The sequence below is a fragment of the Streptomyces sp. NPDC001933 genome, assembly GCF_042890955.1.
Taxonomy (GTDB): Bacteria; Actinomycetota; Actinomycetes; order Streptomycetales; family Streptomycetaceae; genus Streptomyces.
In genome coordinates this window covers 34,560-60,897 of record NZ_JBIASS010000009.1, presented here as the reverse complement: position 1 = coordinate 60,897, position 26,338 = coordinate 34,560, and the positions used below count along the sequence as shown (strand labels likewise).

26 protein-coding genes and 4 pseudogenes are annotated in these 26,338 nt (G+C 68.0%); 15 read left to right on the top strand and 15 right to left on the bottom strand.

Annotation, left to right across the window (positions count from 1 at the left end; all coding sequences use genetic code 11):
* Nucleotides 1-543: 543 nt before the first annotated feature.
* Together ACFYY7_RS22460 and ACFYY7_RS22455 are read right to left on the bottom strand one after the other, a co-directional pair.
* Nucleotides 544-888 carry a hypothetical protein gene (locus ACFYY7_RS22460; RefSeq protein ID WP_388663837.1) on the bottom strand — a complete coding sequence of 115 codons (345 nt, stop codon included), beginning with the start codon at nt 886-888 and terminating at the stop codon, nt 544-546.
* Entirely contained in the window at nt 843-1,145 is a 303-nt protein-coding gene (locus tag ACFYY7_RS22455; RefSeq protein WP_388663835.1) for a protein kinase, read from the bottom strand. Before ACFYY7_RS22455 ends, ACFYY7_RS22460 begins: the two co-directional genes overlap by 46 nt.
* Nucleotides 1,146-1,612: 467 nt before the next feature.
* Between ACFYY7_RS22455 and ACFYY7_RS22450 the strand changes: the two genes are divergently transcribed.
* Nucleotides 1,613-2,224 (top strand): tetratricopeptide repeat protein, encoded by a 612-nt coding sequence (locus ACFYY7_RS22450; protein WP_388663833.1) that lies wholly within the window; start codon nt 1,613-1,615, stop codon nt 2,222-2,224.
* Between the two features lie 267 nt (nt 2,225-2,491).
* On the opposite strand, the gene ACFYY7_RS22445 is transcribed toward ACFYY7_RS22450, so the two are convergent.
* Nucleotides 2,492-2,575 carry a hypothetical protein gene (locus ACFYY7_RS22445; protein WP_388664209.1) on the bottom strand — a complete coding sequence of 28 codons (84 nt, stop codon included), beginning with the start codon at nt 2,573-2,575 and terminating at the stop codon, nt 2,492-2,494.
* 286 nt (nt 2,576-2,861) lie between these two features.
* On the opposite strand from ACFYY7_RS22445, the gene ACFYY7_RS22440 reads away from it, so the two are divergent.
* The gene (locus tag ACFYY7_RS22440) at nt 2,862-3,539 is read left to right on the top strand and encodes a hypothetical protein (protein ID WP_388664207.1); all 678 of its coding nucleotides are present in this window, start codon (nt 2,862-2,864) and stop codon (nt 3,537-3,539) included.
* Nucleotides 3,540-3,752: 213 nt separating this feature from the next.
* Here ACFYY7_RS22440 and ACFYY7_RS22435 read toward each other — a convergent pair whose 3' ends face one another.
* A complete protein-coding gene (locus ACFYY7_RS22435) occupies nt 3,753-4,121 on the bottom strand; it encodes a hypothetical protein (RefSeq protein WP_388663831.1) in 369 nt (122 codons plus the stop codon).
* 452 nt (nt 4,122-4,573) lie between these two features.
* Here ACFYY7_RS22435 and ACFYY7_RS22430 point away from each other — a divergent pair, with 452 nt between their 5' ends.
* Nucleotides 4,574-4,702, top strand: a complete 129-nt coding sequence (locus ACFYY7_RS22430) for a DUF3761 domain-containing protein (protein ID WP_388663829.1) — start codon at nt 4,574-4,576, stop codon at nt 4,700-4,702.
* Nucleotides 4,703-5,030: 328 nt separating this feature from the next.
* On the opposite strand, the gene ACFYY7_RS22425 is transcribed toward ACFYY7_RS22430, so the two are convergent.
* Together ACFYY7_RS22425 and ACFYY7_RS22420 are read right to left on the bottom strand one after the other, a co-directional pair.
* Nucleotides 5,031-5,987, bottom strand: a complete 957-nt coding sequence (locus ACFYY7_RS22425; RefSeq protein WP_388663828.1) for a type II CAAX prenyl endopeptidase Rce1 family protein — start codon at nt 5,985-5,987, stop codon at nt 5,031-5,033.
* 767 nt (nt 5,988-6,754) lie between these two features.
* On the bottom strand, nt 6,755-7,939 hold the full coding sequence (locus tag ACFYY7_RS22420) for a barstar family protein (RefSeq protein WP_388663827.1): 1,185 nt from the start codon (nt 7,937-7,939) through the stop codon (nt 6,755-6,757).
* A gap of 80 nt (nt 7,940-8,019) precedes the next feature.
* Between ACFYY7_RS22420 and ACFYY7_RS22415 the strand changes: the two are divergent.
* Both ACFYY7_RS22415 and ACFYY7_RS22410 read left to right on the top strand, forming a co-directional pair.
* Nucleotides 8,020-8,389 (top strand): annotated as a pseudogene (locus tag ACFYY7_RS22415) (transposase); the annotation flags it as partial.
* Between the two features lie 466 nt (nt 8,390-8,855).
* Entirely contained in the window at nt 8,856-9,578 is a 723-nt protein-coding gene (locus ACFYY7_RS22410; protein WP_388663825.1) for a dienelactone hydrolase family protein, read from the top strand.
* Nucleotides 9,579-10,011: 433 nt separating this feature from the next.
* On the opposite strand, the gene ACFYY7_RS22405 is transcribed toward ACFYY7_RS22410, so the two are convergent.
* The 4 genes and pseudogenes from ACFYY7_RS22405 to ACFYY7_RS22390 all read right to left on the bottom strand — a co-directional run bounded on the left by ACFYY7_RS22405 (nt 10,012) and on the right by ACFYY7_RS22390 (nt 13,391).
* The gene (locus ACFYY7_RS22405) at nt 10,012-10,257 is read right to left on the bottom strand and encodes a hypothetical protein (RefSeq protein ID WP_388663823.1); all 246 of its coding nucleotides are present in this window, start codon (nt 10,255-10,257) and stop codon (nt 10,012-10,014) included.
* Nucleotides 10,258-10,414: 157 nt separating this feature from the next.
* Nucleotides 10,415-11,068: a hypothetical protein gene (locus ACFYY7_RS22400; RefSeq protein ID WP_388663821.1), complete on the bottom strand. Its 654-nt coding sequence runs from the start codon at nt 11,066-11,068 to the stop codon at nt 10,415-10,417.
* A gap of 393 nt (nt 11,069-11,461) precedes the next feature.
* Entirely contained in the window at nt 11,462-11,950 is a 489-nt protein-coding gene (locus tag ACFYY7_RS22395) for a DUF6882 domain-containing protein (RefSeq protein ID WP_388663819.1), read from the bottom strand.
* A 58-nt stretch (nt 11,951-12,008) separates the two neighbouring features.
* Nucleotides 12,009-13,391: pseudogene (locus tag ACFYY7_RS22390) on the bottom strand (transposase).
* A 416-nt stretch (nt 13,392-13,807) separates the two neighbouring features.
* Here ACFYY7_RS22390 and ACFYY7_RS22385 point away from each other — a divergent pair.
* From ACFYY7_RS22385 to istB, 3 genes and pseudogenes are all read left to right on the top strand, one after another.
* Nucleotides 13,808-14,488 carry a hypothetical protein gene (locus tag ACFYY7_RS22385; RefSeq protein ID WP_388663818.1) on the top strand — a complete coding sequence of 227 codons (681 nt, stop codon included), beginning with the start codon at nt 13,808-13,810 and terminating at the stop codon, nt 14,486-14,488.
* Nucleotides 14,489-14,855: 367 nt separating this feature from the next.
* Nucleotides 14,856-15,155: pseudogene (locus ACFYY7_RS22380) on the top strand (IS21 family transposase); the annotation flags it as partial.
* A 234-nt stretch (nt 15,156-15,389) separates the two neighbouring features.
* Nucleotides 15,390-16,082, top strand: a pseudogene (gene istB / locus ACFYY7_RS22375) (IS21-like element helper ATPase IstB); the annotation flags it as partial.
* A gap of 39 nt (nt 16,083-16,121) precedes the next feature.
* Here the strand turns inward: istB and ACFYY7_RS22370 are convergent.
* Both ACFYY7_RS22370 and ACFYY7_RS22365 read right to left on the bottom strand, forming a co-directional pair.
* Complete coding sequence (locus ACFYY7_RS22370) at nt 16,122-16,328, bottom strand: hypothetical protein (RefSeq protein ID WP_388663816.1); 207 nt, start codon at nt 16,326-16,328, stop codon at nt 16,122-16,124.
* A gap of 55 nt (nt 16,329-16,383) precedes the next feature.
* Nucleotides 16,384-17,280 carry a DMT family transporter gene (locus ACFYY7_RS22365; protein ID WP_388663814.1) on the bottom strand — a complete coding sequence of 299 codons (897 nt, stop codon included), beginning with the start codon at nt 17,278-17,280 and terminating at the stop codon, nt 16,384-16,386.
* 128 nt (nt 17,281-17,408) lie between these two features.
* Between ACFYY7_RS22365 and ACFYY7_RS22360 the strand changes: the two genes are divergently transcribed.
* The 3 genes from ACFYY7_RS22360 to ACFYY7_RS22350 all read left to right on the top strand — a co-directional run bounded on the left by ACFYY7_RS22360 (nt 17,409) and on the right by ACFYY7_RS22350 (nt 19,787).
* Complete coding sequence (locus ACFYY7_RS22360) at nt 17,409-17,960, top strand: CGNR zinc finger domain-containing protein (protein WP_388663812.1); 552 nt, start codon at nt 17,409-17,411, stop codon at nt 17,958-17,960.
* A 264-nt stretch (nt 17,961-18,224) separates the two neighbouring features.
* A complete protein-coding gene (locus ACFYY7_RS22355) occupies nt 18,225-18,866 on the top strand; it encodes a hypothetical protein (protein WP_388663810.1) in 642 nt (213 codons plus the stop codon).
* A 480-nt stretch (nt 18,867-19,346) separates the two neighbouring features.
* Nucleotides 19,347-19,787 (top strand): phage tail protein, encoded by a 441-nt coding sequence (locus ACFYY7_RS22350; RefSeq protein WP_388663808.1) that lies wholly within the window; start codon nt 19,347-19,349, stop codon nt 19,785-19,787.
* Nucleotides 19,788-20,079: 292 nt separating this feature from the next.
* On the opposite strand, the gene ACFYY7_RS22345 is transcribed toward ACFYY7_RS22350, so the two are convergent.
* From ACFYY7_RS22345 to ACFYY7_RS22335, 3 genes are all read right to left on the bottom strand, one after another.
* Nucleotides 20,080-20,262, bottom strand: coding sequence for a transposase (locus ACFYY7_RS22345; protein WP_388663806.1), 183 nt, complete (start codon nt 20,260-20,262; stop codon nt 20,080-20,082).
* Nucleotides 20,263-20,447: 185 nt separating this feature from the next.
* Nucleotides 20,448-21,215, bottom strand: coding sequence for a FadR/GntR family transcriptional regulator (locus ACFYY7_RS22340; protein ID WP_388663804.1), 768 nt, complete (start codon nt 21,213-21,215; stop codon nt 20,448-20,450).
* Nucleotides 21,216-21,268: 53 nt separating this feature from the next.
* A complete protein-coding gene (locus ACFYY7_RS22335) occupies nt 21,269-22,024 on the bottom strand; it encodes an SDR family NAD(P)-dependent oxidoreductase (protein ID WP_388663802.1) in 756 nt (251 codons plus the stop codon).
* 198 nt (nt 22,025-22,222) lie between these two features.
* On the opposite strand from ACFYY7_RS22335, the gene ACFYY7_RS22330 reads away from it, so the two are divergent.
* The 4 genes from ACFYY7_RS22330 to ACFYY7_RS22315 are packed head-to-tail and all read left to right on the top strand — an operon-like array spanning nt 22,223 to nt 26,328.
* Entirely contained in the window at nt 22,223-22,993 is a 771-nt protein-coding gene (locus tag ACFYY7_RS22330) for an ATP-binding cassette domain-containing protein (RefSeq protein ID WP_388663800.1), read from the top strand.
* Nucleotides 22,990-24,009: an ABC transporter permease gene (locus ACFYY7_RS22325; RefSeq protein ID WP_388663798.1), complete on the top strand. Its 1,020-nt coding sequence runs from the start codon at nt 22,990-22,992 to the stop codon at nt 24,007-24,009. The genes ACFYY7_RS22330 and ACFYY7_RS22325 overlap by 4 nt, the downstream gene beginning before the upstream one ends.
* A gap of 23 nt (nt 24,010-24,032) precedes the next feature.
* Entirely contained in the window at nt 24,033-25,076 is a 1,044-nt protein-coding gene (locus ACFYY7_RS22320) for a substrate-binding domain-containing protein (RefSeq protein WP_388663796.1), read from the top strand.
* 58 nt (nt 25,077-25,134) lie between these two features.
* Nucleotides 25,135-26,328 (top strand): mandelate racemase/muconate lactonizing enzyme family protein, encoded by a 1,194-nt coding sequence (locus ACFYY7_RS22315; protein ID WP_388663794.1) that lies wholly within the window; start codon nt 25,135-25,137, stop codon nt 26,326-26,328.
* The last annotated feature ends 10 nt before the right edge of the window (nt 26,329-26,338 follow it).

Below are 26,338 nucleotides of genomic sequence, written 5' to 3'. Positions count from 1 at the left end.
CACCTGGGGCGAACCTTGAGACGAGCGCGTTCTCCAGAGAAAGTGTCTATGCGAAATGAACGTACGCGCCTCCGGAAAGCGCCGGGCGCGGACGCGAAGAGCCGCACTGCGCCGTGAGAAGAGAATTCGTCACGACTCGCTCGCCGAGTGCCTTGGCGGGGCGTTTCCTCGGTCCGAGTGGCTTCCGATTCGGTGCTCACTTGGTGCCTACCCATGCGAGCCAGATCTATACACCCAGACCCCAGACCGGTGTGGGACGACCGCTATGCAGACGCCGAGCCCATGACAAGCGCCATCGCCTCCTCGGCGGTGTGCAGCAGAAGCAGCGCACCTGCCCATCACTAGACGGGCCTGATGGTTGACCTTGATCACGCGGCCGTTGACGACCAGGGCGCGGGGCGCAGGCCCAGGCGGCGGCCGGTCTCCGCCAGCGGCAGGTGAGCGGATTTCTGGATGTGGTCGGCATACCGGCGCCCGACCGCCCGGTAGGCGCAGGAGCGCGCGGTACGGCATTTCCGTTCGGGCCGAACAAAGTGTTGGTGTTCAACGCTGGTGAGCGGGCGGGGCCACCGCGGTGGGCGGCACCGGCACTGGCCTCGGGGCGGCGGCCGGTGGTGTGGGGGCCTTCGGCGGCGCGGCCGGGGCGGGATCGGGGGACGGGCCGGGGGCCGGGTCCGGTGTTGGCACCGGTACCGGTGCGTGGGCGCGCAGTTCGGCGAGCAGACCGGGCGCGGTGGGCCGGTCCGCCGGGTCCTTGGCGAGACAAGAGCCGACCATCGCGCGCAGCCCCTCCGGCACCGCCGACAGGTCCGGCTCGCCGTGCACGGCCCGGTAGAGCAGGCTCATCGCCGGGCCCTCGCCGAAGGCGCTGCCGCCTGCCGCGTGCACCAGGACAGTGCCGAGGGCGAACACGTCGCAGGCGGGTCCGAGGTGCCCTGCTCGATCCGTTCAGGCGCGAGGAAGCCGGCCGTGCCGATGACGCTGCCGGTGTGGGTGAGATGGGTGTCATGGAGGGCGCGGGCGATACCGAAGTCCAGGACCCGGGGCCCGTCGTCGGACATGATGACGTTGCCCGGCTTGAGGTCGCGGTGCACCACCCCACAAGCGTGGATCGCGGTCAGCGCCTCGGCCGGCGCCGCGCCCACGGCCGTACAGCGCGCCCTCGTCGAACGGTCCGTCCTCGGCGACCGTGCAGTCGAGGTCGCGGCCGGACACGAAGGCCGCGTGCTGCATCAAGTGGGTCACCGGTCACGAACCCCTCACTCCCGCCCTCGATGACGTCGTCCTGGTGACGCCCCCGAACGGTGTCACCGGCCGCACCGACGCGGAATACTGCGCCGGAACATGCCATCCGCAGGACAGGGGAAGCATGAGGGCAACGGCGCGTGGCCTCACGGGAGCCACTACTGAGGGGAAGGGCCGCGACATGCAGGGATGGCCGATTTACCTGGGTCTGCTTCTAGTCGTCTCCCTGTGGGCAGGCCGCCAGTGGTTGGAGCGGCGGCAGGTGCATCAGCTCACGGGAGAGGTGACCGCTGAGCCGCCCGTTCCCACACCTGACCGGCCTGTGCCGGTGCTGCGCGCAGCAGCGGCACGGGGGGAGGCACGGGCCATGCTCGAACTCGGCGACCTGGGCCTGCTCAAGCGAGACGCGCCCCAGGCGCTGTCATGGTGGACGAAGGCATTGGAGGCGGGCGACGATCTGGCGGCCTACTGCCTTGCCGATCTCTACCAGGTACTCGGTGACACAGAGAAGGCCTCGCTCCACTTCCGGCGCGCCGTCGAGGCCGGAGTGCCCGGAGCCGCCAACGACTACGCCATGTTCCTGATCGGTCAAGGCGACGACGCCGGCCATGGACAACTGCTGCGCGCCGCCGAGGAAGGCGACGCGTTGGCCATGTACAACCTCGCCTACCTGGCGGCTGAACGCGGCGACCTGACCGAGAACGAGCGATGGAGTCGAGCCAGTGCCGAGGCCGGACACCCCGGCGGAGCATTCTCCCTGGGCCTCCTCGCCTACGAGCGCGGTGACCTGGAGGCGGCGGAGACCTGGTACCGCAAAGCAGCCGGGGCACAGCACTCGGATGCCATGTTCAACCTCGGAAACCTTCTGCGCGAGCGGGGAGACCTCAAGGGCGCGGAACACTGGTACGGTCGGGCCGCTGCGGCAGGCGTTGCGGAAGCCGCCGAAAACCTCGTCCTCCTGCGCCGCACTAGCGGCTGATCGCACAGTGCCACCGGGGTAGGAGTCGGGTCGGAGCCGGGGCGGCTCGCCGTCGCTGCTCGCGGACCGGCGGGGTACGAGGTCCTTGGTCCGCCACAGAGGTGCCCAGGGGCGGCACGGTCGGTGTCTCTGGTGGTGCCCTTGAGGTATCGCCCTCGGGGCGGGCCCGGCGCCGGGTGCCGGGTGAGGGAACCGGGCGGTGCTCGCGGCGGTCGGGTGCGCTGTCCAGCATCCGCCTCAGGGCGCTGGCGCTCATGTAGGAGGTCGTCACTTCACGATGACCTTGCCCTTCTCCATCGAGATGTGGCCGGGGAAGGTGCAGAAGAACGAGTAGCTGCCGCCGGCCTCCAGCTTTGCGGTGCCGACGGCGGCGGAGGCCTTTCTCCGGGGCGCCAGTCATCTTGGTGGCGGCGGTGATTGCGGTGTTGTCTCCTGATTGCCGGCGCCGACCGGTGTTCCTGACTTGTGGTCAGGTACGGGCTGCTTGAGCTGGGTTCGTGAAACCCAATGCCGTTTCATGGAACCGAATTGCTGAGACAGAACCTGCACACTCGCGGGATCAATTCAGGATCGACGCGGCCCTAGTGTCGTCGGTGTCAGCAGGAAACACCGCAACCGAAAGCCGCTGGAGATCATGATGCGCTCGCGTCTCGCCGCTCGTTCCGCCCGTCTCGTCCTGGCTGCCGCGGCCGTGACGGCCCTCGCGGCCACCACCGCCTGCGACCCCGACGACGTCGCGGACACCGGCAGCTCCGCGGCCCCCTCCGCCGTCGCCTCCGGCGGTAGCGATGGGAGCGACAGCTCCTCCAGCGACAGCCCTTCCACCGGCGGCTCCAGCTCCCGCGGTTCCAACTCCGGCGGCTCCGCCGTCAAGACCGACTCCGGCGACGGCGGGAAGAGCAGCTACGGGCAGTCCTGCGGCACCAACGACCTGGACTTCACGGTCACCTGGGAGGCTCAGCCTGTCAGCTACTACCTCGTCACCGCCAAGGCCAAGTCCGGCATCACCTGCTACCTGGACGTCAACACCCCCAGCGTCTCCTTCGGCTCCGACGCCGACGGCGTTGCCTCCCCCGTCGGACAGGGCGGCGAAGACCCCATCAAGCTCTCCGGCTCCGCCGTCGCTTACACCGGTATCAACCCCAAGACCACCGACGGCGAAGGCGGCACGGAGTTCGGGAACGTCATCATCGCCACCACCGAGGACGACCCCAACCCTGCCGAGCTCGAACTCCCCGACATGGCCACCGTGGACAAGCCCATCGTCACCAACTGGTCCACCAAGCGCAACGAGACGGTCCCCCGCGTCATCTGATCAACCGGATTCCAGCGCCTGGAGCTCGAACTCCCGCGAAGTCTTCCTCCCCACGCGCGTGAAAGGTTCCACCAAGGCCTCGGCAGAGATCACTGTCGTGCCCACCGCCTCGGAGACCTTGCTCGTCCAACGGCAGCATCCTCGGGAACGGCCGGCAGCTGCATCCGGTCAGGGGCGAGGACACCACGCAGCGGGAAGCGGGGCCGCCCGCTTTCATCCCAGCCGGTCCCGTGGGACCAGCGGCAGGAGAGTCCCCATCACCTTCTCAGGATCGGGGACGGAGATCGCCAGCCGGCTGAACGGCGCGCTGCGGTGGAATTCCACACACAGCACCTGTGTGCCAGCCCGCACCAACGTGAAGTCCTGACCCTCCCGTAGGTGCCGGACACCCGCGCACACCTGTCCGGGGATGCAGATGCCCCGATCATGCTCACCACGAAGCGCACGCCACCAGTCGGGCTCGATATGAACCTGGCGCAGCGCCGACACCGGAACCCGCACATTGCGGTGGTGTGCCAGCGCCTTCTCCCGCCAGGACAGGTGTACGACGATATCGGTCCCCTCGACTGTCAACCTCGCCATAGCCTCTCCCTCATGGTCGGAGCGCCCCGGCACATCCCGATGCTTCGGAACCCGCTCCAGTCCTGCGTCGTCGGCCAGATTTACATCGGACCGTCGGATTTCCCTCGGCGCGACACCCCTGCCTCCACGGGACAGTTTCAGGTTCACGGAGGTGCGAACGGCGAGGAGAGCGATGTCGTCGGCGCTTCCGGTGCCGAGTTCGGCGAGGATCGCGTCACAGAAGGTGCTGCGCAGACCGCACGGTGCTCTGCGCTGCCCCGCCTACAGCTCGTTCCCCGACTCCTGGGCGCGCTTGCGGGCCTTGACCCAGTTCTTGATCCGGTAGCCCGGGGGTGTGTTGTTGCCCGGCCGGGGCGGGCTCAGGGTGCGCACGCCGGCGCGGTCCGGGGTGAGAGCTCGTCCCGGCCGTCCAGGCCGAGGCGACCACCACGTGCGCACCGCACACCACCGGCGTGTGCAGGGCCGGCAGCGCGCACCTGGCGGGCGCGACCGCCGAATGCAAGGACGGGACCACCAGCTGCGCGGCGAAGTTCCGCGGCACCTGCAGCCACCATGGCGGCGTCCGCTACTGGTACAAGTAGGCCACGTCCGCCAGCCAGGCGGCACGGCCGGAACATTTGGAGGCCCGGCCACGGACTCCAACGCGGCCGTCCGCCCGCCGCCGGTGGATCGAACGGACCCTCCCGCATGGCGCCACCAGCCTGCACGAGCCGAACGGCCCCGTTTACAACGGAGGCTCCTCAGAACCACCCCCCGCCGACCGCCACCGGGACAGAGCATCACGAGCAGAACAAGTGTCGGGGTGTTCGTTGCCGAGTAGTCGTTCGCGTTCGGCAAGGACGTGCTCTTCGATGGCGTCGTTGGTGCGCCCGGCCTGTCAGTAGGAGACGGCGAGGTTGGCGCGGGCGGTCAGGGTGCGGGGGTGTTCGTTGCCGAGTAGTCGTTCGCGGTCGGCGAGCACGCGCTTTCGCCCGGCGTGTGCCGACGTGTGACTCGGCGGCACGCCAGGAATGCGATCGCGACGGCCACCAGGTACAGCGGTACGAGCAGCACCGCGTTATCGGACGCCTGCTCCACCGTCACGCCCGCGTCGCGGGCCTCACCCTGCAGCATGATGCGGTTCACGGTCAGGACGGTCAGGTGCGTGCCGATCGCCGCCCACAGCTGGGCGTGACACACGGCCGCACGGGCGGCGATCAGGGTCAGGCTGAAGACCGTCAGGAGGATGAGGTAGTCGACCGGGTGCTGCCCCTCCGGGACTATGCCGACGTGGCCCGGCTCGTCACCGGCCAGCCGGGCGATGCCAACCGTCACCAGCGTCGAGGTGCCCGGTACGAGAAGGAAGACCGCCGTGGTGCCGAGCGCCGCCAGTGCGGGCCCGAATCGTCCGCGCAGCGATGTCCACGTGTAGCCGCGCAGCGTCGTCTCCTCGGGCAAGGCTTCAAGCAGGAACGCGACGACGGCGTTGGTGACGAGAAAGCCGACCAGGGTGACGAGGTCCAGCTGCTGCCAGACGAGTAACCCCACGGCCGTGCCCGCGCCCAGGACCAGCGCCGCTGCCGCGGCCGTCACCCCAACGCCGGTGAGGAACGCCCGTAGGCTCGCGCCCGGACTGCCGAAGCCGACCGTCCGGGGGTGTGACAACCGCAGGACGAACGGCACGGCCACGACGGTGACGAGGGCCGCAGCGATCAGCCGGGCGGCCAAGCCACTGGCTCCGGTGGCGTTCGCCAGTACGGGTCCGAGGCCGTTGCCGACACCGAGCGCCACCGCCATGATCAGGCCGCCAGCCAACGCGCGGCCCATGGCCCCGGCGGCCGTGGGCGCGGGTAAGGGGGCGGGTTGTCGTAGGTGTAGCTCGGTCATAGCGCTCCTGGTGACGGTGAGGGCCGACTCCTATCGACAACCCCGTGTGCTTTCCAGGCTCGCCCGACCACCAGTCAGGGGCGTCGTCCGCGCGGACGACCCCCCTATACATCCTTCGACGCAGTGGACGATAAGGGTCGACTGGCCGTTGGCCACCGGCTCCGGGAACACCCAGAGGCCGAGTGCCCGCGCTCATGCGACTGCCGCTCCACCGCCTGGGCGATCGACGGGGCAATGCGGCTCGGAGAATGGTCCACTTTCTTTAGCCACGGAACCGGCAACTCGTACGTGAGGGCGGGGAGCATGACGCCCCCTCCCTCACCCCGAACGAGGCACTGACACTTCCCGTGGCAGAGCGACTGGCGTTCTCGTGGCAGACGACAAGATCGGTGCGACTGAGCCGGACTCGGGCACCGGGAATGCGCTCGCCGGCCCGTGGTCCAGGGGGTGCGTGGCGGAGGGCCAGGGCCGCCGTGCGGCACGCGGAAGGTGGCTTTATCGAGCAGTAGTGAAGTCGCTTGAAGCGGGTCGTCACATGATCGGGGTCCGTCGGCTGTGGCCGCTCGGCCTGTATCCCGGAGCCGGCAACAAGTGGCTGTGCGAGTGCATGGTGTGCGGCAATCGCGTCGATCCCCGATTCCGCTACAAGGGGGGCGCCTCGGCTACCAGGCCGCCCACGGACACCTGTCCCCGCGCGGTATTCGTATGGCTGGTTCAGCAGTCCCATCAGAGTGGTGCGGCTTGGCTTCGCCGGGTGGTCGGTGGATTCACCGGAGGATAACGGTGACGCCGCGGCTCTCGAGGAGTTGCAGGACTTCCTCGAAGTAGGTGAGCTTTCCGCCATGGTCGAGGGTGAAGTTCAATGTATGGCGAGCGATGTCGGCGTCGTGCCAGATCAAGGTGAAGGGCCCGCTGACGCCGCGTTGGCCGCCCAGGCAGTCATTGAGATCGTCGAGCCCTCGGCCGAACCAGCGGCCGGGACTGATGAGTGCTTCGCCCAGCGCGCAATAGAGGCCGGGCTTGTCGGTGATGAATCGTCCGTCAAGGTGATGGGTTCCCCCGGTGCGATCCGGCTCGCCGCCTGGATGAGGGCGTATCAGGTCGAGCCACTCAGCTCGGCCCCGCGTGTCCAGTGAGGCCCACTGGTTGGGCGTCGTTGGGAAGCCCTGGTACCAGGTCTCCCAGATGCGTCGGGTACCCAGCGAGGGTCGATCGTCGTCCCCGCCGTCGGCGAGCGTGATGTCGACCAGGGAACCGCCCAGCACGGACGGACTGACCTTGGCGATCTCCAGACGGACCCAGTGGGACCCCATTTCCCGCCCGAACCGGTCCAGTGCCACCAGTACCCCCCGCTCCTGGGTCCAGGCTTGCGGGTTGCGCAAGGCAGCGAGCAGTGGCTCGCCGGGCTCGCACCCAATGAGCTGCAAGGGGATGGCTGAGCGGACCTTGCGCGGGGCGACGAGACCGTCGATGCTGCGGCATTCGCCGACAGGCCCGCCCCTGTAGTCCTCTTCTGCTACTGCAAAGCACGGAACGGCAGGCATGGTGCCAGGGCCGGCGCCGGGCCAGACCTCGCTGTGTTCGATCACGCCAGTGCCGACGACGACGTCGACGAGGTCCGGATCGGTCGCATTGGGCGAGTGCGAGATGACGACCGTGTCCACCAGGGTCCACGCGAACTGGGGGCCCTTCTCATCTGAGATGTCGACGTCCAGATTGCCCAAAGACCGCGTGGCCTCGTCGGGAAAGGCGAGCACATCGTGCCATGGGCCTGCGGGCGTGCACCCGCGCAGAGTCAGGAGTTCACGTGGCGGCGGCACCGGGTCGGCGAACAGTCCCTCGGCATCGGCGCACCGCCTCCAGAAGTAACTCTCAAGGTCAGCATCCTGGCGGGTCAGAAGGTATCTGACCGGAAAGATGTGATCCCACGTGGCATGGTCCTCGGCCCGCACGAAGCCTCCGAACAGTTGAGCCGACTTGGCGGGTCAACGATACGGAGCAACGTTCCCCGGCCCGACGGAAGGGGCAGTCAGTCTTCCTCAGGATCAACGGTGAGCTGAAGTACCTGTGGCGGGCCGTCGACGCCGACGGTAACGTGCTCGACATTTTGGTCCGGGACCGGCGGGGCACCGCTGCGGCCAGGCGGTTCTTCCACAAACTGCTCAAGAAGACCTGCTGGGTGCCGAGGGCGATCGTCACCGACAAGCTCCGCTCCTACGGCGCGGCCCACCGCGAGATCATGCCCTCCGCAGAACCGCGCCCACAAGGGTCTGAACAACCGGGCCGAGAACAGTCATCAGCCGACGAGGCAGCGCGAACACGCGATGAAGGGCTTCCGCAGTACCGGCGGGGCCCAGCGGTTCCTGTCCGCGTTCAGCGGCATCTCACCGCACTTCCGACCACGCCGCCACCTGATGACCGCCACCCGATACCGCACCGAGACGACCACCCGCTTCGCCATCCGGGGACGAGATCACCGGCGCCACCGACCAGCCCATCGCAGCGTAAGCCAGGCCCCCACCCGACCCCTGCACACCCTGACGCGCCCTCAATCGATCAACACCGCACCAACGTGACAACGTCCTCGCGGGGGCTCCCTCTACTGGCCGTCGAGTTCAGCGAACGCTTCCGCGAACCCCCTTCGCATCCGACTTGTTCGTCGTGCAGGCGCCGGTCCCCCGGCGGAAGACCCGGCAGGTCCACCTCCAGCACCGTGCCCAGGGCAGGTGATCCGATAACGTTGCTGCGGGAACGGGGTTTGTGAGGGATCTTGTGAACCATCGCCGCATTTCAGAGGCACACCCGCGCTGTTCTGCCAGCGGAGAACACCGGCCCGACCGAGCTCGACAACCGCTACGGTCCAGTCCCATGACGATAACGACGCGCACGGTCGAGTACCCGGCCGACGGCCTAACGATGATCGGACACCTTGCGCTCCCGGCCGGTGTCGACCGCCGGCCCGCGGTGCTACTCGGACCCGAGGGCACGGGGCTCAGCGACGTCGAGCGCCGCAGGGCCGATGCTCTCGCCGAGCTGGGATACGTAGCGCTGGCCTTCGACATCCACGGCGGGCGCTATCTGAGCGACCCCGAGGAGATGCTGGCCCGTTGCATGCCGCTGCTCGCTGATCCCGACCGGATGCGGGGCATCGGCCATGCGGCGCTCGACGTGTTGCGCACCGAACCGCGGACCGACCCCGACCGGATCGCCGCCGTCGGCTACGGCACCGGGGGCGCCATCGGGCTGGAACTCGGGCGCGACGGCGTCAACCTGCGCGCGATCGGGACAGTCAACGCAACCACCACGGGCCGACCGGGCGAGACGGTACGCATCCGCTGCCCGGTGTGGGCCGGGGTCGGGTCGGAAGACCCGATCATGTCGCCCGCGCAACGGGACGCGTTCACCGCCGAGATGCAGGCCGCGGGCGTCGACTGGCGCCTCGTGATCTACGGCGGAGCCTTGCACGCCTTCCACCACCCGCCGGTCGACCACCCCGCGGTCCCCGGCGTCGGCTACCACCCACGACACGCGCAGCGAGCCTGGCGCGACGTCATCGACCTGCTCACCGAGTGCCTGCCCGTAACGGGGTGATCTGGTCAGCAACCGCGAGTGCGGAGTCACCTGGACGACCGGCACCGACCGACGTCATGACGCTCGCTACTTCTCAGGGCGCTGCCGTCAAGCCGCCTTCCGCCGACGCACAACGGTCGAAGACGACTGACCGACAACATCAAGTGAGACAACCCCGTGGAAGTGCTGCTGGGAGACAACACCAGCTGAGACTCCGCCGAAGATCTGTCTCACCCCTCTCTGCATCACCCCTGGTCACAGCTGCGGCACGGGCAAGATCAAATGGGACGGGACAGAGATCCGCCCGGCGCTGCTCGGGGAGTTTCGCGGCGCGTTTGCGGACGTTGTCGAGCCACGTCCCGAGCCTGACCACCACGGTCCCGTCAGCGCCGCCCTGACGGCCTGACAGCGCGTCCTCCGTCTCCAGGGTGCTCGGCATGCTTGCGGGGGACTTTCAGGTGCCTTCACGGGCGTAGAACTGCCGTGCCGCCGCGAGATTGAGGGCCCACATGGTGTCCTGTGTCCGTTTTACTGGTCGCTCCTCTTCCCCGACCGGCGTGACCTTGAGGGTGTTCTCCAGGATCCACTGCTGTACCGGCAGCAGCTGCTCCCACCCGAACCGCTGCGCGTTCACCCACCGGCCGAGGTCCTCGCCTTGGACGACGACGTCGCCGTCAAGCGTCCTGGTGGCATGGCGCAAGGCCGGAGTTGCCTGCTGACAAGCGCACCGCGCCTGATCCCGGTGGGCCCGGCTGGCGGCCCACCGGCGAGAAGCTTTCCTGGACATCCGTCAGGACATCCTCACTGCCGCTGCAGCAGTGGACGGCTGACGGAGCATCGGCTGAAGTGTGGTGTGCTCAGTCTGTGAGGAAGGCACCTTCGCGGCAGGCGCGGCAGACGAAGACGTAGCCCAGCTGGCCGCCGAGGTTCATCGCGGTCTGCGTGGAGATCCCTTCCTCCAGATGTGCCGCGAATTCCGTTGTGCCGGTGCAGGAGGGGCATGCGGGCAGTCGGTCGTCCTCGAGGTAGGAGGGGCTGCCTCCGAGTGACCCGAGCACTTCGCGTTGCTTCCCGAATCGTTCTCCGGGTTCCCGCTTCCATCCCGAACGGGCAAGGTCGTATGCGTCAGGCGCGAGTTCGTCGTGGTCGTCGTTCTCTTCGGGATCGAGCGTCACGACGTGGGTGCGGATGGCTGAGGTGGCGGGCAGCAGCGTCGCTCCGGTCTCGGGCACGGCTACCGGCTGCAGTCCCTCCCGGGGAAACAGGTAGACCCGGTTCGCGCCGGAAGCAGCGTCCCAGGATTCACATGCGCCGGGGTCGTTCTGGCACACAAATACCGACAGGACGCCGTCCTCGACAGGGAGATGGGCGAAGAACTGCAGCGGACCTCCGCAGTAGGAGCCGCACATGGGCCAGGTGAATCCTGCAGGAGCCAGCGGCACGCCCCCGGTACGCGGTACGTCGGAGTCGGCCGGTGCGGTGCCGTCGTAGATCATCAGAGTTGTCTGCATGACGCGAGGCTACGGGCGGCCTATGACATAGGAGCCTGCATGCCGTCGGCAATGCGGGCGATCAGGGTGTCGATCACGTCCAGGGCGTCACCCACCCCGGCGGGAGCAGCCCTGGGTGTCCGCGGTGTGTTCAGGACAGCGATCGCGGCATATCGTCACCAGCCGAGTCCTGCGCACCGCTTGTGCATCCCGTCGCTGCGACGACAACTCCGGCCAGTGCCGCATATGCCGGCATGCGCAGTGAACGTCCCCGACCCATCCGTCCCCAGGCTCTCGTCACAGGAAGCACCCCTAACGTTAACGCTCACCTGACGAGCTCACAGATGAGAAACAAGCACCTTGCCGTTTAACGTCCGGCGGCCAGCACCAGCAGCCTGGGAAACCGTGCAACCGTCACTGTCGCTCGGTAGCGAGCGTCAGGTCATGGATCATGAAGTGGAGTTGCACGTCGTCCAGCGACTCCGCCCACAGCCCCTCGGCGTCGAGCACGGAGGCCGCGACCATCCGAGCCTCAGCGACGAGTTCGGGGTCGTACTTGAAGCCTGACCAAGGAAGGACGGGGTAGTCGTTCTTCTCGCCGAACTGCCGCACCCTCTCCATGTCGCCCAGGACGGCGTGCGGGAGTGACTCGTTCGCCCAGGACCACAGCCAGGTCTGCTGGGCAACGCTGACACTGCCGATCACTGTGAGTCGGCCTGTGAGGAAAACCTTGCCGTCGCGCGACCACGTGATCTGCGCGTCGTCCATCGACCAGTCGTATTGCACGTCTCCGGACAGGCCGAAGCGCTCGACCATGAGTGCCTGCCGCGAGCGGGCACGCTCCCGAGCCGCGAGCACGACCGCCTCCCAGCCGGAGTGGTCATGCTTCGAGCGGTCGTCCACGTTGCCTCCTCGTGCAGAACTGTCGGCAAGATCCTGCCACCCCGGCGTGTGGCCAGGACTACCCGGTCCGGACTTGCCAGTGTCCGGATGGCCATGTGTCGCTCATCCTGTTCGTCGGGGGCTTGGTTCCCTTCTGGTGATGCGCGGGCCGGGCGTGTGCCTCACCCGTGGCTAGGACTCTGCCGACATCGTGGCGGGGTGCTGGGTGGCGGTTCTTCGACCCGGGCGGCCTGCCGGGGCCGGGGCGGGTCGGTTTCGGTGCACCGGCTGGGGTGCCGGTCTCTGCCCGCAGGTTCCCGAACCCGCGACGGACCCGGGCAGGGCGAGTCTGTTCGGTTCCGCCGGCCGCTCCCACGGCCGACGCAGATCCCGCGCGAGCGGGCGGGCGAGGCGGAGCTGAGCGTGCGCGGCCAGGACGAGCCATGTCCAGCGGTCCGCGGCCTTTGAGTCCCGCAGTTTGGGCCGGGTCCAGCCGAGAGTCTGCTTGAGCAGTCGGAAGGTGTGCTCCACGTCGAACCGGCGAAGGAACGCCTGCCAACAGCGGTCGACGTCCTGAGGATCGGCGCCGGTGCCCGACCACCACAGCCAGACGGGCTTGTTCACACCGCCGCTGGGCAGCTTCTCGACCGACAGGCGGATCACGGTGCCCTCGATGATCGGCAGCGGCCCTTCGTGATCGCACCATGCCGCCCGGCGGGTGAGACGGGGATGCAGCCGGTCCCACGCTTGCGCCGTCGCCGTCCCATACCTGTCGGTGTCCGTGACGGTGACCGCGTCTGGATCACCCCAGGTCTCGGGCCGGCCGAAGACGAACTCATCGCCATGCTTGGGCGGGCGGCCGCCCTGCGGCAGGCAGATCCACGATGCGGGGCGCGTCGTACCCCGCGTCCAGCACGACCAAGACCTTCGGGTTCCCGTCGCGCCACTGGCCGGCGTCCACGAGACGTTGGACGACGTCTCTGACTTGGTCGGCGGTGACCGCGGCCAAGTCGGCGCCGGGCTCCAGCCGGATCGCGTCCAGCAGTGCGGTCCACGAGGTCCGGCCGGTCTCCGGCGCGGCGACGATCGAGTACGGCCAGCCGGGCACCATCCGGTGCTTGCCCAGGCCCCGGCCGAAGGTATGGCAGAAGGAGCGGTCTGAGGAGGTGTCGGCGTCCGGACGCAACCAAGGGGAGACGTCTACCGCCAGCACCAGCCGACCGTCACCGGCTCGGGGAAGCGGGACACTGGTCAGTGCCTGCCGCAGCCGGGCGACGTCGATCCGACCGTGGTTGATCCCGGAGTACAACGCCCCGTGCCCGCGCCGATGCTCGGGAGCGAGCGCCAGGTCCACGAGGGTGCGGACCGGACCGTCGGCGCACAGCAGCGCGTCGCACAGCTCGAACAGGGCGTCGCTCCGCGCGGTCAGGCATGCGTACAGCTCCGACCGGAACTCCGCCATCACCGTGAACGCGTCTCGTTGAACCTCATGCTGCGGCCACAGCTACGAGCACACCTCGGCCGGCCGCCCGGACGGCCGCTACCAGGGCACCGCCACCGCGACCTGGACCGTCGAGTGGACCGCCCCCGCCCTCGGCGACGGCGGCGAGTTCACCGAGACCCGACAGACCGTGTTCAGCGTGCGCATCGGTGAGGTCCAGGTCCTCAACCAGGCGACCGGGCCCGCCCCGACCACAGCCCCGACCACGGGCCGACGTAGACGGACCACAGCCCCGACCACAGCAGGCCAGGGTCAACACGCTGCTCCTGGACCACGATCCCGGCCGCCGTGTCGTGCACGTCGTTGTTGCAGCGGGCGTGGAACGGTGCCGGACCCCGGGTACGGCCTGCCGGTCGGGGGTACTTACGCTCCCCTCTATGAGATTCCCCAGAATTCTGACAAGCGTGGCCGCGGTGACCCTGCTCAGCGCGGGCTGCGGCACTTCGGAATCCGCCCAGGGCGGCGGCACGGACGACGCGGCGAAGGCCCTGCCGGTTGCCATTACCGGCCCTCAGCCGGACGTGCACATGCGTGGCGGCGACAAGCTCCGGGTCACCCCGGCCCCCGATCTCGGCGCTCCCTTCGTGAAGAAGGTGGAGCACGCGCTGCGCGAGGACGTACTCAGCACCGCCAAGGTCGTCGGTGAGACCAGTGCCAAGTGCCCCGCCGGAGTGACCCAGAAGGCCGGTGCGGTCAGCCAGTGCGTGGTGACGTACGCGGGGGCCGAGATCCCCTACGACGTCAAGATCAGCGACAGCTACACAGCAGGCAGCAGCATCATCTCGTACACCAAGGAGCCCAAGAAGGCGCTCCTGGTCGACAAGCTCGTCTACCAGATGATCAACGAGAAGTACGGCGCCGAGTCCGGGCGCACCGACGCGAGCAAGGTCGCCTGCGACAAACTCCCCGCCGCGAAGGCGTTCGGCTACGGGGCCGACACCGGCTTCACGTGCCAGTACTGGGGCGAGCACGCCAAGAACGGCGAGCCGGGCTACCGGACCGTGCAGATCAAGATCGGCAGCAATAGCTACAGCTACAACTTCGAGGAAGTCGAGTAACACCTGCCGGAGCCTAGGCCGAGGCCCGTGTCTGTCAACGACACCTCTGCGTTCGGGAAGCCGCCGACTTCCCGAACGGGCCTGTACCGGGAGCCGTGTCGAGTGTGTCGAGCCCGGTCGGTTCACGGCACCGAGCCCTTCTGCATATTGGACACGGTTTTCGACCCGATAGACGAGTAGTCGCCGGCCAGGTGCGCCAGCAGGCTCTCGGAGACAGCATCAATCCGCCACCCCCGCGGTGGTCCGCGACACCTGTCGCGCACCCGACACCCAAGAGAAGGGCGGGGTGGAAGGCCGGATCGGCTGGTTCCGCCGAAACCACCTCGTCCCCGTCCCGGAAGTCGGCTCCCTCGCCGAACTCAACGCGATGGTCGAGCGGTGGGATGCCGAGGACGATGACCGCCGCATCCGGTCACGGCCCAGGACGATCGGCGAGTACTTCGATGTCGAACGCCCGCTGCTGCAGCCGCTGCCCGACGAGCCGTTCGGGACTGGACGGCTGTTCAGTCTGCGGATGGACCGATACGCGCAGGTCAGTGTCCGCACGAACCGCTACTCGGTGCCGGTGGGACTGATCGGCCGCACCGTCCGGGTGATGCTGCACGCATCCGAAGTCGTCGTCTACGACGGCCGCAAGGCAGTCGCCCGGCACGAGCGGCTCATCGCTAAGGACCAGGCCCGCCTGGAACTGGACCACTACCTGGAGGCCCTGGTCCGCAAGCCTGGCGCCTTTCCCGGTGCGACTGCGCTGGAACAGGCCCGCTCCGCAGGCAAGTTCACCCCCGTCCACGACGCGTGGTGGGCGGCTGCCTGCAAGGCCCACGGCGACCGGGACGGCACCCGCGCTCTGATCGAGGTCCTGCTGCTGGGGCGGCATCTTCACCACGAGTACCTCGTGGCGCTGGCCGAGGCCGCCGCCCGTGACCAGATGTCGTATCGCGGCTTCCTCGCCGAACTGCTCATGGCCGAATGCGACGACCGGGCCCGCCGCCGTTCGGAACGGCGGATCAAGGCGGCAGCCTTCTCCCGCGAGAAATCGCTGCGGGCCTTCGACTTCGACGCGAACCCCAGCGTCGACCCGGCGGTCATCCACACCCTGGCGACCTGCGAGTGGGTCAAGAAGGGTATGCCGCTCTGCCTGATCGGCGACTCCGGCACAGGCAAGTCGCATCTGCTGATCGCACTGGGCACCGAAGCCGCGATGGCCGGCTACCGAGGCCGCTACACACTCGCCACCAAACTCGTCAACGAACTGGTCGAGGCCGCGGACGAGAAAGTGCTGACCAAGTCCATCGCCCGCTACGGCCGAGTCGATCTTCTCTGCATTGATGAGATGGGCTATATGGAGCTGGACCGCAGGGGCGCTGAGCTGCTGTTCCAGGTCCTGACCGAACGCGAGGAGAAGAACAGCGTCGCCATCGCCTCGAACGAGAGTTTCAGCGGTTGGACCAAAACCTTCACCGACCCCCGGATCTGCGCGGCCATCGTCGACCGGCTCACCTTCGGCGGCAACCTGATCCAGACCGGCACCGACTCCCACCGTCTCGCCCTCACTCAAGCCAGGGCCGCCGCTCAGGGCACTGCCGCAGGCTGACCCGTATGCCGCGCCCTACTGGTGGAGTTCCAGCAAGGGCTACCGACGGTCGGCAGAGAGGCTCTTGATCATCTCGCCGTTGACCAGGATGACGAGACAGCCGCAGCCGCCGATGCAGTATTCGACCTCACCTTCAGATGTGCGGTGGTGGGACCTGAGCGTCCACAACTGCGTTTCCGCCGGAGTCGGCTCGTGACAGACGGGGCAGCGGTCGTCCGACGGCGTGACCGCGGATGCGGGAGTCATGCCACCAACATGGCGTCACTGTCTAAGACACTTCAACCATTACATGGGGCGGGACTCACGAGGGACGAGTGCCGGGGCGATCGGCAGGTCCGACACGCTGAGCGGCGCGGCGCACCGACCAGGCGCCGGCCAGGACTACCAGTGCCATGGCACACAGTTGACGTGCCGTGAGCTGCTCGTGCAGCAAGACGAAACCGACCGCCGCCGCCACGGCGGGGCTCAGTGCGAGCAGCACGCCGAAGGCGCGCACATCGATGCGCCGCAGGACCGTCATATCCAGTGAGTACGGGATCAGGGAGGACAGGAGGGCCACCATGAGCCCGGCGCCAAGGACGGCAGGGTGGGCCGCCACCGTGCCACCGTCTGTGACGGCGGTGATCGGAGTCAGAACGCAGGCACCGCAGGCCAGCGCCAGGGTCAGGCCCGTCCAGTCGGGGAACAGGCGCCCGACCCGCTGACTCAGGACCACATACCCGGCCCGGCACAGCCCGGCGGCGCCTCCCAGCAGCAGCCCGGCGGCGGAGAGCGAGGCTCCCGGGGTGGTCAGCAGGAGTACACCCGCAAGTGCCAGCAAGGCCACCGCGAGGTGCTCAAGCCGACGGGACAGAACGATCGACAAGGTGAGCGGCCCGAGCAGCTCTAAGGTTGCGGCCACCCCGATCGGCAGGCGGCTGATGGCCTGGAAGTACGCCAGGTTCATGGCCGCGAAGACCAGACCCAGTGAGATCGCCGCCCGCCACTGCACAGCCGTGATGTCCCGGAGCCGCGGCCGGACCAGTATCCACAGGGTCGCGGCCGAGAAAAACAGGCGCATACCGGCCAGCGCCGTGGGACCGACGGTCCCATAGGCATCCTTGGCCACGGCCGAACCCGCTTGAAGGCTGACGATCTGAGCCAGCATCAACGCCGGAGCCGTCGCGGCGCCCTGCCACGGTGCGCGGGGGGTCTTCACCGTCGTGCTCCTCCGGGTCCTCTCCGTGGTCAGCGCCGCCAGGCTCTGCCGTGACTGCCGTGCTGGCCACCCGGCCTGCCGCCGCGTACCACCATGGCTCGGACGCCATACGATGGTGTAATTACCTTATGCATTTCAACCATTACGGCGGCGAGGCCGCCCGGCTGGCCGCGGACCTGGTCAACCTGACCGCGCCACCACCCCCCGAGCACCTGGAACCACTACTCGCCACGCACGGCGTGGTGCACCGCACACTCACTGCCGCGCAGGCCGAGGCGATCTGGACATGGAGCCGGCGCCTGGCCGTGTGCTTCGGGCGGCAGGACCTCGAAGAGCGGTGCCAGGCAGTCAATACACTTCTCGCCGACGCCTCCAGCAGTCCCCGGATCTCCCTGCACGATGGCCGACCCCATCTGCACTACAGCGCCACTGGCGCCGACGCAGCCGCGCACATCCGAGCCGTCACCGCAGCCGGACTCGCCTACGTCGTGTGCTCCGCCAGTGCCGAACGGCTGGGGCGCTGCGCGCGCCACGACTGCGGTCTGGCATTCGTCGACACCTCCCGCAACGGCCGACGCGTCTACTGCTCCGTGCGCTGCGCCAACAACGACGCCGTGGCGCGTCACCGCGAGCGGCTCCACCGTGACGCCCGGCCGTCAACTGCACGGAAGACCCGGTGAACGTGACCGTCCAGAACGCCATTTCACTTCCCACGGCAAACGGCGCCACTGGCCTCACCCACCGACATCACACCCCTTCCCAGAGCGGGTGATGTCACTTCTCATCAACATTTTGCGGTCCGGTGATCGACAAGTGCTGCTCGAAGTTGGGTTCTGGTCCAACTTTTGTGGAGCGGTGACGCTCAGTGCTGTTGGACGGCTCTGCGATGGTGATGTGCCACTGCGACCGAGGGTGTGTCGGTGGGGCAGTCGATAATGCCGGTCATGGCAGATCGCAGTCCGGTGCTCCGGATCATTACCTCGGCGGCGCGGGAGTCCCTGAAGCCGCTCGGCCTGGCCCAGCGCGGGCGGTCGCGGCTGTGGATTGATGATCACGGGTGGTGGCTCGGGGTTGTGGAATTCACCCCGCCGCGGATTGCTGGCAGCGGTCTGTACGTCGGTGCGATGTGGCTGTGGCACGACGTGGACCACCTGGCCTTCCATGTAGACGCAGTCCGGATCGGCTTCGAGCTGTTTCGCACCGAGGAGCAGTTCACGCCGCTGGCACTCGAACTCAGTCGGCAGGCGGCTGCGAACGTGACCGCGCTGAGGGAGAAGTTCCCGGCACTGCCGGACGTCGCCCGGTACCTGACGTCGAGGCCGGTGCGGCGGGGATTCTTCTGGGACAGCTTCGACTCTGGGATCGCGGCCGCTCTGGCCGGGGACCCGGACGAGGCCCGCGATCACTTCGAGCGAATCCTTCGAGAGGACGCGCTGGCCCCGTGGATGGTCGAAGCCCAAGAGAAGGCGCGTGAGCTTCACGCGATTGCGGCAGATCGCGACGCTGTGACCGCCTGGGTCACGCGGGCCGTCGACGCATGCCGGAACAAGCTGGGCCTAGATCCCGCGCCGCTCGCGATCAGCTGAACGGCCCCGCTCGTCGAGCGACAGAACTGTGGTCAGGCAAGGAGCACTCGCTTCCGCAGCAGGCCGAAACCGGCCTGGCCGTACATCTGGCGCTTGATCACTTTGATCCGGTTGGCGTGGCCTTCGACGACGCCGGAGCTCCACGGCAGCGTGAGGCCGGCGGTGACGGCGGCCAGGTCCGGGTCTGTCAGTCGCCCCGCTCAGTAGCTGATTCTGATCCATCCTTCTTCAGGACCGCTCTCGGCAGGAAGAAGTGGATGGTCACGAGCGTGAGGCGGAGAGTGCACCCACGAGTGGTTTATGAAGGCAAAATGCGCCCTATGGAGTGACGGTGAGATATACCGGCGTGATCTTTGGGGCTCAGTAGGAGCGCCCTGCGGATCATGTGACCTCCCTGCGCTCATGGCGTTAGGCACACGCAAGCGGGCCGGAGGAAATGACCGCCGGCCATTCAGCTATGAGCAGTGGGAGGCGTACATCGTGTTGACCGGTGACAGCTTCAGCAGTAGCACCTTCGCCATCGAGCTCGGCAAGTTCCAGGTCGAGACCGTCCAGAGCGTCTCGGGACTCCAGTTGGAGCAGGACGTGGCGGCGGTCCGGCAGGTCTCACCGACCGGTGAACTACTCATTCGCAAGCAGCCGGGGGCGCAAAAGACCGGCGAGATCACGATCACCCGAGGCATGGACAAGAGCACCGCGTTCACCGACTGGATCAAGGCCACCCTGGTCAACGCTGACCTCGACCCTGCCCGCCAGAACATCACCATCGCATTGAAGGACGCGAAGAAGCAGACCGTCCGCCGCATCCACCTCACCAACGCCTGGACGTCCCGCTGGGAAGGGCCGTCGCTGGGAGCCTCTGATTCCGGGCCCGCGACGGAACAGGTGACGATCACCTACGAAGACATCACCGTCGAGTAGCAATCGGCTTCTGTCCGGCAGATCACCGCAGGCCTTCTCGACGCTCTCCCCGGAGAGCACCTTTCCGACCTCGACGAACTGCGTGCCCGAGGCGTGCTCGGCACGCGCCCGGGGGCGCCTCCGTCCCCGCGGCGGAGCCTCGGAACCGGCGGCGACGCCACCGACAGGCACTCCGCGACATCGACGGAGCGAGAATCACCGCCATCTCCGAAGACCAACTCGTTCTCGATGACAGGGACTTGTGCCGCGAACGCCAGCACGGTCGCGCCGGATGTCTCGTAGAGGGCGCCGGTCAGCTCGCCGGGGATGCCTTTGCCGCGGTCGGCCTGCTCCCGTTGGACCCAGTTGCGCAGAATTTCCGGCTGCCGCCGAGCTCCCGGGAAATCTCGGTCACGGTCCTGCCGGAGGAGCGGACGAGCGCGATGGCGTCCCGCTTGTACTCCTTCGAGTACCGCTTCGTGTACTTGCTTCTCACTGAGGGGAAGCTTCAACACCCACACGGAAGTAGACGCAAAGTGTTGCCTTGCCCGAACAAGCTGATCTACCAGGAGCCCCGTTCGCTGCTTGCCAACGACTCAGGATCCCTAATGCAACGGTGTTGACGAACACGAAGATGAACGATCGTGGACAGGCGCATGTGGGTGGGTTCGGATACCGGGGTCAGTCCGCAGACGGGTCCATGAGCTGCTCTATCTTGCGCTGGGCGACCAGGTCGAGGCTCTGATCGAGGTCATCACCATAGGTACGCAGGGCCACCTCGAGGTGAGCGGTCATGGCGTCGCTCGCGGCCTTCGGGTCGCGGGCCATGATCGCGTCGAGGATCTCCCGGTGGTACGGCACGCCCTCGCGGAAGACCGAAGGATCGCCCAGGCTGCGGAGCATGAGCTCGAAGGTGAGCGTGGCGATCGACCCGAACATGGCCTCGATCACAGGGTTGCGCGACGCCGCCGCGACCGAGGCGTGGAAGGCGACGTCGGCCCTGGCCCGGGAGACCAGGTCGCGAGCCTCGTCGAAGCGCAGCAGCATCTCCTCGATGAGGCGCAGGTCCTCGGGGGTCGCGTGCTGGGCGGCGAGCGCGGCGGTCTCGCGCTCAAGCATCATCCGGGCGCTGATCACGTCACGCGAGGTTGGCTTGCGCTGCCGGTAAAGCGCGTCGAGCGGGCGGACCGCGTCGGTGATCCGCACGTCGCGGACGAAGCTGCCCCGCCCCGGGACGACCTCGATGATGCCCTGCTGCTCCAGCCCCCGGAGCACCTCCCTGATCATCGGGCGGCTCACGCCGAACCGCTGGGAGAGCACCCGTTCCGACTCCAGCTTCGATCCGGCCGGGTGTTGTCCGGACAGGAGTTCCAGCTCGAGTCGCCTGGCCACGGTCTCCTTGGTCGGCGGGCGTCTGTCGCGCGCGGAGGCGTCTTTGCTTTCCATCATCCCTGCCACGCTACCTTCAAGATCGAGGGGCCGATGCCCTTCGGTAAAATCGATCATTCCTGGTTGAACAACGAACAGCCACCGTCGGCGAGCAGCGTCGTACCGGTGATGTAGTCGGAGTCCGGCGAACACAGGAAGGCTGCTGCCTTGGCCACCTGCTGCGCGGTCTGCGGCGCCCTGAGGGGGATCGCCGTGCTCGCCCGCGCGGCGTAGGCAGGCTCGTTCTCGAACTGCCACTTGGCCAGGCCCGCGGCCACGATCCCGGGTGCGAGAGCGTTGACCAGGATGCCGTGCGGCGCCAGCTCCTTGGCCATCGAACGGGCCAGCATCGCCACCCCCGCCTTGGATGCGCTGTAGGCCGCGATCTCCAGCCAGGGAACCGTGCCTACCCAGGACCCGGTCAAGACGATGCGGCCCCCGCCGCCCTGGGCGACCATGCGCCGGGCGGCGGCCTGGGCGGTGTGGAAAGTGCCGGTGAGGTTGATGCCCAGGTGGCGTTCCCACTGCTCGGCGGTGATCTCCAGGAAGGGGGCGGATTCGACGGTGCCCGCGTTGGCGATCGCGATATCCAGCCTGCCGAGTCGCTCCAGCGCCGCGTCCAGAGCCGGCCGATCCCGTACGTCGGCTCGCACGTAGCTCACCTCGCCATATGCGGAGGCCGTAGTGATCCACTCTTGTGCCTCGTCCGGAGACTTGACGTCGAGCAGCGTGACATGGGCGCCCCGGCGGGTCAGCTCGGCGGCCATGGCGGCGCCGATGTCGCCGGCACCGCCCGTGACCAGTGCGTTTCTTCCCTCCAGGTCCGACATGGAGACCTCCTCAGATCTGGTTAGGCCGGTAAGACCAGAACCACCATACCTGCATGGACGCCACCGCCGCGGCCTGGGCGTCCGTTGCCGATTCGAGATGCGGGAAAGGGTTGACGAACCACCCTTCGGGGCGGAAATCTCACTTGGCATGACTGGTCTTACCAGTCATGCCAATCAGGGATTCGGAAGGGAGAGAGCATGCCACTGTTCGAGGCCGTAGGCGTACGCAAACGCTTCGGCGGGGTCGAGGCCCTCCGCGGCGTCGACTTCAGCGTCGAACCCGGCGAGGTGGTCGGCCTCATGGGCGACAACGGCGCCGGCAAGTCGACGCTGATGAAGGTGATCTGCGGTGCGTACCGGCCCGACGAAGGGGAGATCCGGATGGCCGGCCGCCCGCAGGTCTTCCGTAGCCCCCGTGACGCCGCGGCCTGCGGTATCGCGGTCGTCTACCAGAACCTCGGCCTGGTCGACCAGCGTAGCGTCGCCGCCAACGTGTTCCTGGGGCAGGAGCCGCGCAGGTACGGCCTGGTCGACACCCGCAGGATGCGGGCCGAGGCGCGAGAAGTGCTCACCACCCTGCGTATCCGCATCCCGTCCGTACGGATGCCCGTGGCCGGGCTGTCCGGTGGGCAGCGCCAGTGCATCGCCATCGCCAGAGCCGTGCACCAGGGCGGAGAGCTCGTACTGCTGGACGAGCCGACGGCGGCGCTCGGCCCCGAGCAGCAGCAGAACGTGCTCTCGCTGATCCGTGACCTGCGGGAACAGGGCAAGGCCGTCGTCGTCGTCTCGCACAACGTCGACCACGTCCTGGAGGTCGCCGACCGGGTCGTGGTGATGCGCGGCGGTCTGGTGTCGGGCATGCGCGATGTCGCGGCCACCACGGCGGCCGAGGTCGTCGGACTCATCCTCGGCAACGCGCCGGCGGCTGCGCATGACGGCGCCCCTCACATCTCCGGAGAACTCGCATGACCATCCAGCAGCAGATCGCGATCGCCTACCGGGTGGACGACTCCGGTGGAAGCCTGGCAAGCAGGCTGTTCGGCGCCAGGGAGTTCGGCGTGCTGGCCGCGACCGTGGTGATCTTCCTGGTCTGCGCCGTTGGAGCCGACGGCTTCCTCGCTGCCGACAACTTGCTGTCCGTCGCTCAGCAGATCGCCATCCTTGGCATCGTCGCCACCGGCATGACCTTCCTGATCGTCGTCGGCGAGATCGACCTGTCAGTGGGGTCGCTGCACGGACTCCTCGCGGTGGAGCTGGCCTGGCTGGTGACGAAGGTGGGCGTGCCCGTCGGGACAGCGGCCCCGCTGGCCGTCCTCACCGGTGTGACGATCGGTGTGATCAACGGCCTGATCACCACCCGGTTCAAGATTCCCTCGTTCGTGGTCACGCTGGCCGCGTTGGCGGCACTGCGCGGTGCCGCACTGCTGCTGTCCGACGGTGTGCCGATCCGTGGCTCGCGCAACGAGACGTTCATCCATCTGTTCGCGGGCAGCCCGCTTCCCAACCTTGCCGCGCAGACGCTGTGGATGGCCGCCGTGGTCGCCGTCGGGGCCTTCGTCATGGCCAGGACCAAGTTCGGCTACGACGTCTACAGCGTGGGCGGCAACCCGTCCGCCGCAGCCGGGGCAGGCATCGCCAGTGACCGGGTCAAGGTCATGTGCTTCGCCCTCACCGGGGGGCTGACCGGCCTGGCCTCGGTCATCCTGGTCGGCTGGCTGGGCAGTGCCAACCCCCTCACCGGCAACGGCTTCGAGCTCAGCGTCATCGCCGCGGTCGTCGTGGGCGGCGCCGGTCTGGCCGGCGGTACGGGCAGCGTCCTCGGCACCTTCCTCGGCGCGGTGATCACCGGTGTGATCACCAACGCCCTCGTCCTCTTCGGTGTGGACGGCAACTGGCAGCAGGTCGCCACCGGCCTGCTGATCCTGGGGGCCGTCATGCTCAACCAGTTCGTCGCCAGGCGTTCGGCACACGGCCTGAACGCCTGACCCCCATTCAAACAGGAGAGAACATGGCAACGAACAGCTCGATGTCACGCAGGGGCCTGCTGCTCAGCGGCTCCCTGGCCTCCGCCGGCATCCTGCTCGCCGCGTGCAGCAGCGAGAAGGAACCGTCCGCCGACGCCTCGTCCAGAGGCCGCGCTGCCGACGGCCCGCAGAAGGGCAAGAAGGTGATCTTCGTCGTACACGACAAGAACCCCTTCTTCGCCCCCGTGCAGCGCGGCTTCGAGGACTTCGGCGCGACCATGGGATGGGAGACCCAGTTCATCGGCCCGCCCGCGCCGGACGCCCAGAAGACCGTCGAGCTCCAGGCCAGTGCGCTGAGCGCCAAGCCCGATGGTGTGATCTTCACCCGGATCGACGAGACCTCCTTCGACGCCAACATCAAGCGGGCGACCTCCTCCGGGGTGAAGGTGATCCTCTCCAACGTGGCCAGTGACGGTTACGAGAAGCTCGGCGTCGGCTTCGTCGGGCAGAACTTCGTCAACGCGGGTGACGCGTGCGGCCGTGAGATCGCCAGGTGCGCCAAGAAGCGCACCGGCAAGTCCGAGGGCGTCATCGTGTGTGGCAACTTCGCGCCCGGCAGCACCGCCCTCGAACAGCGCATCCAGGGGATCAAGCAGGGGATCGAGGCGTACAACAAGGAGAACGGCACCTCCTTCAGCACCGAGGTCCTCATCACCAGCACCGACGAGTCCAAGGCCGTCGCCGCCATCGACGCCAAGTACGCCTCGAAGAAGGACAAGATCGTCGGCTGGGCGATGGCGGCCTTCGACCACCAGTACGTGGCCACCTGGGCGAAGAGCAAGAACCTCGTCGGCAAGTTCGCCGTCGGAGGCTTCGACCTGATCCAGCCGGTCCTGGACGGGGTCAAGGACAAGTCGATCGATTTCTCCCTGGGGCAGAACCCGTACGCCCAGGGCTGGATCGCCGCGGCCCTGCTCGCCGAGGAGTTCGACCCCGGCTACCCGGCCAGGACGTACGACACCGGCGCGGAGGTCGTCAACGCCGCCAATGTCGACGCGGTAGCCAAGCGTGAGGCCCGTTTCGCCTGACCCGTACGCCCGCGCGTCCCATGTCCCCCGCAGTTCAGTAACCTTTCGGAAGATCTGGATGAAGATCACTAGTCTTGAGACAATCCGTCCGGCCATTCAGCCCAACCTGCTGTTCGTCCGTCTGCACACCGATTCCGGACTGGTCGGTCTGGGCGAGGCGTTCTTCGGCGCCCGTACGGTGGAGGCCTACCTGCACGAAAGCGTCGCTCCGGTCCTGGTCGGGATGACCGATCCCACGCCGGAGCGGGCCGCGCGAGCGCTGGCACCCTACGTCGGATTCCAGGGATCGGGGGCCGAGACGCGCGGCAACGGTGCGATCGACATCGCCCTGTGGGATCTGCTGGGGCACGCCTCGGGGCTGCCGCTGGTCGACCTGCTCGGCGGAGCCGTACATGACGGGATCGGCATCTACAACACGTGCGCCGGACCCGGTTACGTCGGCACGTCCACCCGGCAGGAGTCCGGCAACTGGGGGGTGAGCACCGCCGAGCGCTACGAGGACCTGCACGCCTTCCTCAACGAGCCCGCGCGGCTGGCCCGCGAGTTGTGGGACGAGGGCATCCGAGGCATGAAGATCTGGCCCTTCGACACCGCCGCCGAGCGGACCGGCGGCACCGACATCTCCCTGGCCGAGCTGGATCGGGCACTCTCGACGGTTGCCGCGGTCCGCGACGAGGTCGGCATGGACATGAAACTGATGATCGAACTGCACGGCCTGTGGAACAGGCCCGCCGCCGAAAAGATCATCTCGGCACTCGCGCCGTACCGGCCGTACTGGGTGGAGGACCCGCTGCGCTCGGACGCTGCCGACGCGTTCGGCAAACTGGCCAAGGTCGACGGCGTGCCGATCGCCACGGGAGAGACCTGCGTGGGACGGCGCGGCTTCAAGCCGCTGCTCGACTCCGGCGGCGTCGACATCCTGACCCTGGACGTCCAGTGGACCGGCGGACTGACCGAGGCGCGCAAGGTCGCCTCGCTGGCCGATGCCTACGGCGTGCCCGTCGCCCCGCACGACTGCACCGGCCCGGCCACCCTGGCCAGCTGCGTGCACTTTGCGTGCAGCCAGCCGAACGGGCTCATCCAGGAGACGGTCAGGGCGTTCCTGCGTACCTGGTACGACGAGCTGGTCACCGGCCTGCCGGAGATCCAGGACGGGCAGGTGCGGCCGGGCCGGGCTCCCGGGCACGGGGTCACCCTGCGCGACGGGGTCGCCGAACGGGACGACGTGGAACGGCGGGTGTCCCGGCTGTGAGAGCGGCCCG